The sequence below is a fragment of the Streptomyces sp. NPDC056948 genome (assembly GCF_042674225.1).
Classification (GTDB): domain Bacteria; phylum Actinomycetota; class Actinomycetes; order Streptomycetales; family Streptomycetaceae; genus Streptomyces; species Streptomyces purpurascens.
In genome coordinates, this window is the sequence record NZ_JBHUQX010000462.1 from 1 (window position 1) to 6,925 (window position 6,925).

Annotated in this window: 5 protein-coding genes; 2 read left to right on the forward strand and 3 right to left on the reverse strand. The window is 73.9% G+C overall.

The genetic code is table 11. The features are described from left to right. Positions 1-212 precede the first annotated feature (212 nt). On the reverse strand, positions 213-1,370 hold the full coding sequence (locus ACFTZL_RS38270; RefSeq protein ID WP_382593056.1) for a WD40/YVTN/BNR-like repeat-containing protein: 1,158 nt from the start codon (positions 1,368-1,370) through the stop codon (positions 213-215). A 212-nt stretch (positions 1,371-1,582) separates the two neighbouring features. On the opposite strand from ACFTZL_RS38270, the gene ACFTZL_RS38275 reads away from it, so the two are divergent. Next, entirely contained in the window at positions 1,583-2,167 is a 585-nt protein-coding gene (locus ACFTZL_RS38275; protein ID WP_382593059.1) for a hypothetical protein, read from the forward strand. Between the two features lie 29 nt (positions 2,168-2,196). Here the strand turns inward: ACFTZL_RS38275 and ACFTZL_RS38280 are convergent, their stop codons facing one another. Together ACFTZL_RS38280 and ACFTZL_RS38285 are read right to left on the reverse strand one after the other, a co-directional pair. Continuing rightward, positions 2,197-4,224 carry a HEAT repeat domain-containing protein gene (locus ACFTZL_RS38280; RefSeq protein ID WP_382593062.1) on the reverse strand — a complete coding sequence of 676 codons (2,028 nt, stop codon included), beginning with the start codon at positions 4,222-4,224 and terminating at the stop codon, positions 2,197-2,199. Between the two features lie 153 nt (positions 4,225-4,377). Then, on the reverse strand, positions 4,378-6,054 hold the full coding sequence (locus ACFTZL_RS38285) for an acyl-CoA dehydrogenase family protein (protein ID WP_382593065.1): 1,677 nt from the start codon (positions 6,052-6,054) through the stop codon (positions 4,378-4,380). A gap of 75 nt (positions 6,055-6,129) precedes the next feature. On the opposite strand from ACFTZL_RS38285, the gene ACFTZL_RS38290 reads away from it, so the two are divergent. Beyond that, positions 6,130-6,888: a PaaX family transcriptional regulator C-terminal domain-containing protein gene (locus ACFTZL_RS38290; RefSeq protein ID WP_382593068.1), complete on the forward strand. Its 759-nt coding sequence runs from the start codon at positions 6,130-6,132 to the stop codon at positions 6,886-6,888. Positions 6,889-6,925 lie beyond the last annotated feature (37 nt).

Sequence of the window (6,925 nt, forward strand, 5' to 3'; positions counted from 1 at the left end):
GGGGCGAACTCCCCCCGGTCGACAGCGCCTTCCTCGGCGAGATGATCTCCGGCCCGGTGCACCTCATCGCCAACCGCGGCATGCGCCCCTTCACCCGCGCGGACGCGGAGCGCATCGTCGGCGTGGTACTCGCCGGCATCCGGGCAACGGCACCCCACCTCTGAGCAACCGCCCCGGCCCCACCGTTCAGGTTGTGCGAGGTCCTCCTCGCCTCATCCGACGATCGCGGCCCGCACGCACAGCACGTCCGGCAGATGTGAGGCGAGCTGCTGCCATGTGTCGCCGTCGTCCGCGGACGCGAACACCTCGCCGTTGCGGTTGCCGAAGTAGACGCCCGCCGGATCGCCGTCGTCCGTGCACATCGCGTCGCGCAGCACCGTGCCGTAGTGGTCCTCCTGGGGCAGCCCCGCCGAGAGCGGCTCCCAGCTCTTGCCCGCGTCCGCCGTCCGGTAGACGCGGCAGCGGTGGTCGGCCGGGACCCGGTCGGCGTCGGCGTTGATCGGGAACACATACGCCGTGTCACCTCGGTGCGGGTGCGCGACCGCCGCGAAACCGAACGTGGACGGCAGGCCCTCGCCGATGTCCGTCCAGTGCGCTCCCGCGTCGTCGCTGCGGTACACACCCCAGTGGTTCTGCAGATACAGCCGGTCCGGGCTCGCCGCGTCCCGCGCGACCTTGTGCACGCACTGGCCGAACTCCGGGTTCGGGTCGGGCAGGAACACCGCCGAGACACCCGAGTTGGAGGGCGCCCAGCTCGCGCCGCCGTCCAGCGTGCGGAACACGCCGGCGGTCGAGACGGCGACCGTCACGGCCTTCGGGTCGCGCGCGTCGGTCAGCACGGTGTGCAGACCCTCACCGCCGCCGCCCGGCACCCACTTCGACCGCGTGGGATGCTCCCACAGGGGCCGGACCAGCTCGAACGTCTCCCCGCGGTCCTCCGAGCGGTACAGCGCGGCCGGTTCCGTACCCGCGTACACCACGTCCGGCTCGGCGGCGGCCGGGTGCAGTTGCCACACTCGCTCCAGCGACGCCCCCGTGTCCTTGGGGAACTTGACGGCGGGGTGGGCCGGTTCGGTCCAGGTGCGGCCGAGGTCGTCGGAGTGGAACACGGACGGGCCCCAGTGAGCGCTGTCGCCTCCGGCCAGCAGCCGAGGGGTCGTGCCCCGGGTGTCGACGGCGACCGAGTACACGGCCTGCGCGTTGAAGTAGGGACTCTCGTCGAACTCCCAGGCGCCGCCACCCCGCCGGCGCCCGATGAACAGGCCTTTGCGCGTGCCCACGGCGAGCAGTACCTCGGCCATGCCGATCACCTCCGCGGCGTCGTCATTGACGCCCTCGTCTTTGACACCGGCCAGTCTGCACCCCACCACTGACAGTCTCCTCTGGAACGGGCTCCGGTGCAGGTCAGCCGGGTGTCGCGGGCCGCCGCAGGGCTCGGCGGACCACGTTCCGGAGGGCGCCCGCAGGGGCCGGGAGGCGTGGGGGCCGTCACGTCGGAGTAGGTGCAGTGAGCATCCAGGGGCCGTCTTCCGTATGCAGAGGGCGGCGGGATGGTCATGCGCGCATGAGGAGGAAACCTTCGATGGCGTTACTGGGTCCGAAGGTGTGGCTGTGGCGCTGGCGGCGCAATCCGCTCAAGCGCCGCGCCGACAGGGTGGAGGCCTGGGTCGTGCTGGGCGTGTGGACGCTCACCGCGTTCGTCGGGGTGCTGGCCGGCACGACGGTGAGCCGGTCCGTCGAGGACGGGCTCGCCCGGGAGCGCGTCGAGTGGCGGCCTCTCGTGGCCCGGCTGGACGAGCGGGCTCCCGGGAGGGCCTCCGAGAACGGCGGCGTCTCCCGTACCGAGCAGGTGTGGGCGAAGGCGACGTGGACCGCTGAAGACGGCTCCGCGCACTCCGGACAGCTACGGGTCCCGGTGGGCAGCGCCGCCGGGACACCGGTCACGGTGTGGACGGACCCCGAGGGCCGCCAGGTGACCCGCCCCGTCACCGAGTCCCAGGCCCACGTACGGGCCTTCCTGATCGGCAGCGTGGCGGGCATCGGCGGTGCGGCCCTGCCGCTCGTCGGCGGCCGTGCCCTGCGCCGCCGGCTGGAACGCGGCCGCATGGACCAGTGGGACGCCGAGTGGTCCCGTTTCGGTCCGATGTGGGGACGTACGACGGGGTGAGGCCCTCGTAGGCCGCTGACGGATCTCACCTACCCGTGCCCCGCCCCGGCCAGCGCCCGTCGGCACACGCGCAGCAACTCCTCGTCCTCGTGGATGTCGTGGCTGCCGTAGCCGCGGGCGTCGGCCCGGTGCCGTCGTGGGGACGCGAGCTCCGCTCGGAGCAGGTCGTGCAAGGGCGCTCCCGCGGGCCCCAGGGCCGCCACGCACCCGGCGACCGTCGTGCGGGTGCGCGGGTCCTCCGCCCACGCGGAGCGGAGGACGGGAAGGAACTGTTCCGGCTCCTCGGCGATCCGCCACACCGCGCACGCGGCCGTGGCCCGCTCCCGTACGGCACCGGAGCCGGCCATCCGCCGCAGCCCGGGCAGGGCCGGACGGGCCGCCGGTCCCAGTCGTGCGAGTACGTCCGCGACGGCCGCGGGGCGATGCCGGTCGCTGCCGGTGTCCGCCAACTCCCACAGCAGCACGGGCACCACGGCATCCGGCTCGCCCGTGATCGACCACAGCGCTTCCGCCGCCGCGACGGCGCGGTCGGTCTCCAGCAGTGCGCGCAGATCCGGTACCGCCTCGTACGCGGCGCTGCCGAACCCGCCGAGGGCACGGACCGCCGCCCTCGTGACGGCGTCGCGCATCCGCAGCCCGTCCGGCAGGCCGCGCAGGAGGCGTAACACCGCCGGTATGGACTCGGTGTCGCCCAGTGCGGTGAGCGCCGACAGCAGGGGAGCGGCCCGCTCGTAGGTGTCGGGGCCGTCGAGCGGAACACGGGCGAGCCGGCGCCGCAGAGCGGCAGCGAGCGGCAGGGCCGCCGGCCCCAGGTGGGGTATCGCGTAGCCCAGATCGTCCGGTACGACCGGACCGGCCAGCACCTCGGACAGCACCGGCGTGGCCCGTGGATCTCCCGTCCTGGCCAGGGCCTTGAGCGGACCGCCCAGCGTCGGCGCACCCCGCTCCCCGTGCCGCAGGCGAAACTCGGGACGGCAGGTCACCAGCGCGTGGAGTTGGTCCGCGGCCGGCACGGCCAGCTCGAAGAGCTCCGCCAGGACGGCGGCCGCCGCGTCATGCAACCGGCCTTCCTCAGCGCCCAGTTGGGCACCGATGAGGGGGACCGGCTCCGCGCCGCCGGTACGCCACTCGCGGAACAGCCCGGCCGACATCCACACGGCGTTGCACCGGTCGAGGGGGTCCGGGCTGGTCAACTGCCCGCACAGCAGGGCGACCCGGTCGGTGACCCGGCTGCCCAGCGCGGAGTGCAGCGTCCGCATCAGCTGGGAGCCCTCCTCGTCCGAGGGGCGCAGGCGCCGCAGCCGGTCGGCGAGCGTGTCCGTGCCGGGACGGTCGATCGCGTGGCCGGTGCGGGTGTGCTCCCCGGATCTGTCCCTGAGCAACCGGACGACGGCCGCTACGAGATTGGCGGGAAGTAGCTCCGGCGCGCATCCCGCCAACTGGCCGAGCGCCGCGAGCCGCAGCCCAGGGCCGTACGGGGGCCCGCTCAACTCCGCCAGCAGGTCCACCGCCTCGGAGGCGTGCGCCTGGTGCCGCTCCACGAACAGGCCCAGGCTCGCGGCCAGGGCGAGCAGAACCCGGTCGTCCCGCTCCACGGTGATCCGCTCCCGCAACAGGGCGAGCGCCCGGTCCGGTGGGCCGAGGAACCGCACGAGCGCGCCCGGAGCCGCCCGGCGGACCCCGGCGTCCGCGTCCCCCGCGAGCCGGACGAAGACATCGGCACCCGCGTGCAGGGCGGCACGGGCTCTCGCGGCGTTTTCCTCCGAGGCGCCCCCGTCACCTGCGATGTCTCCGATGCTGACGAGGAGCTCCACGACCCCCGCCCGGTCCCGCACCTCCTCGCGGACGGCGAGCGCGAGGAGAAACGGAACACAGGCGAGCGTCGCGTCGTACACGCCTCCCTGGTGGTGCACGGCGCCGTACATCCCGTCGAGCGCGCTCTCCCGCTCGGCCGGGTCGGCGGAGGCGAGTCCCCGCAGTAGTCCGGGCACGTCCTCCGCGCTGCCGTACGCATGCCGAAGCGAGGCCCAGTCGACCTCGTCGATCCCCCTGAACACGTTGTCCTCCCCAGGCGAAGTACCAACTGACGGGGAGTCTGCACCACAGCACTGACAACGAAGCGGAATCGGGAGATGACGGTGCGCGAACTGTGCGCCGGTTGGCTGACGACAGCTCAGTCCCTCGCCGGGAAGCGGTGGTTCGGTCCCCGTTCAGTCCCCGTCGGGCAGCGCGCGCTCCAGGATCGCGTCGAGGCCGGCCGCCTCCGGCAGCGTCCCGAACGCCTGCCCCCAGTCGCCCCCGAGCCGGCTCGCGCAGAACGCGTCGGCGACCGCCGGCGGGGCGTGCCGGACGAGGAGGGAGGCCTGGAGCGTCAGGGCCATCTGCTCCACGAGCCGGCGGGCCGTCGTCTGCGACGCCTCGGGCAGCCCGTTCTTGAGCCGCGTCACGGCCGCGTCCAGCCGGGCGTCCGCGCCCCGGGCGAGGTCCAGCTCGCCGAACAGCGCCTCGGCGGTGCCCGGTTCGCGGCTCAGCGCCCGCAGCACGTCGAGGGCGTTGACGTTCCCCGAGCCCTCCCAGATCGACAGCAGGGGAGCCTCGCGGTAGTGCCGGGGCATGCCCGAGTCCTCGACGTAGCCGTTGCCGCCGAGGCACTCCAGGGCCTCCGCCGTGAAAGCCGGGCCCCGCTTGGTCACCCAGTACTTGCCGACGGCGGTGGCGATCCGGCGGAACGCGGCCTCCGCCCCGTCCGTATCGTCTCCGCGGATCGCCCGGTCGGCCGCCCCGGCCAGCCGCAGGGTGAGCGTGGTGGCGGCCTCGGACTCCAGCGCCAGATCGGCCAGCACATTGCGCATCAGCGGCTGGTCCACCAGCCGGGCGCCGAACGCGCTGCGGTGGCGCGCGTGGTGCCCCGCCTCGACGAGGGACTTGCGCATCAGCGCGGCCGACATCATCACGCAGTCAAGACGCGTGCAGTTGACCATCTCGATGATGGTCTTGACGCCGTGGCCCTCGGGCCCGACCAGCCAGGCCACGGTCCCGTCGAACTCGGGCTCGGAGGAGGCGTTGGAGCGGTTGCCCAGCTTGTCCTTCAGCCGCTGGATGCGGAAGGTGTTGCGGGTGCCGTCGGGCAGCACGCGCGGCACCAGGAAGCAGGACAGGCCGTCAGGGGCCTGCGCCAGGACGAGGAACACGTCGCACATCGGCGCCGAGGTGAACCACTTGTGCCCGCGCAGGGTGTACACCCCGGGCTCGGCCGTCGGCGTGGCCGTCGTGGTGTTCGTCCGGACGTCGGAGCCGCCCTGCTTCTCGGTCATCCCCATGCCCGCCAGCAGGCCCCGCTTCTCCGTGGGCACCCGGAGGCCGGGCTCGTACTCCCGGCTCGTCAGCAGCGGCTCGTAGACCTTCGCCAGCTCCGGCTGCCTGCGCAGCGCGGGGACCGCCGCGTAGGTCATCGACGTAGGACAGCCGTGGCCGGCCTCGGTGTGCCCCCAGACCAGTCCGCCGGCGGACCGGGCGACATGCGCGCCGGGCCTGTCGTCCGCCCAGGGCGAAGCGGCCAGTCCCTCCGTGATCGCGGTGCGCATCAGGTGGTGCCAGCTCGGGTGGAACTCGACCTCGTCCACGCGGTTGCCGTACCGGTCGTGCGTGCGCAGCTCCGGCTCGTGACGGTTGGCCAGATCGGCCCACTCCTGGGCCTGGGCGCTGCCGGCCTGCCTGCCGAGCCGGCGCAGTTCCTCCTCGGCCCATCCGGCGCCCTCCCGCCGCAGCCCCTCCAGCAGGGCCGTGTCGTCGGAGGCGTCGTACGGGGTGAGGGGCGGGGCCTGGTTGGTGACGTCGTGCGTGGCGGATCCGCCGGACGCATGCTGTTCGTCGAGTGTCGAGACCATGCGCCGAGTGTTGCACTATCTCTACGGTCGCAGCAATACTGCAACACGGAAAGCGGCCGCGTACAGTACGTGACCATGCCGATGAACGTCCCGGCGCGGCCCGGCGCGCTCGACCTGCGTCCCCTGTCCGCGCGGTCGCTCGTACTGAGCCTGCTGCTCGGGACGCATCCCCCCGAAGTGCCGGGCAGGGAGCTCGTGCGGCTCGTGGAGGGCTTCGACGTCGGCGGTTCCACGCTGCGGGCGGCGCTCAGCCGGATGGTGGCCGCCGGTGACCTGCGGCGCACGGACACCGGCTACCGCCTCAGCGGCCGGCTGCTGGAGCGCCAGCGCCGCCAGGACGACGCCGTGCACCCCCGTACGCGCGCGTGGGACGGCGACTGGGAGATGGTCGTGATCACCGCGACGGGGCGCGGACCCGCCGAACGCGCCGACCTGCGGGCCCGGCTGGCCGGCCTCCGGCTCGCTGAACTCCGCGAGGGGGTCTGGCTCCGGCCCGCCAACCTGGACCGTGCCCTCCCCGGCGATCTGGACCAGGTGTCCGAGCGCTACACGGCCCGCCCCGACCGGCCCCCGCGCGACCTGGCCGGGTCCCTGTGGCCGCTGGACACCTGGCCTGCCACGGCCCGAGCGCTGCTCGACCACATCGCCGACGCACACCGCCCGGCCGATCGCCTGGCCGCCTTCGCCGCCGTCGTGCGGCACCTGCTGGCCGATCCGGTCCTGCCGCCCGGACTCCTGCCCGCCGACTGGCCCGGCGCCGAGCTGCGCCTGGCCTACACCGACTACCAGCAGGAGCTGATCGGGGAGGTCCGCGCGCGCGTGCGGGGCGTATGACGCGGACGGCCGTGCGCGGCGCCCGTCGGGGCACCGC

Bases quoted from the DNA above. Each gene is read 5' to 3' on its own strand.
- ACFTZL_RS38275 (WP_382593059.1), top strand. From the start codon at position 1,583: ATGGCGTTACTGGGTCCGAAGGTGTGGCTGTGGCGCTGGCGGCGCAAT.
- ACFTZL_RS38285 (WP_382593065.1), bottom strand. From the start codon at position 6,054: ATGGTCTCGACACTCGACGAACAGCATGCGTCCGGCGGATCCGCCACG.
- ACFTZL_RS38290 (WP_382593068.1), top strand. From the start codon at position 6,130: ATGCCGATGAACGTCCCGGCGCGGCCCGGCGCGCTCGACCTGCGTCCC.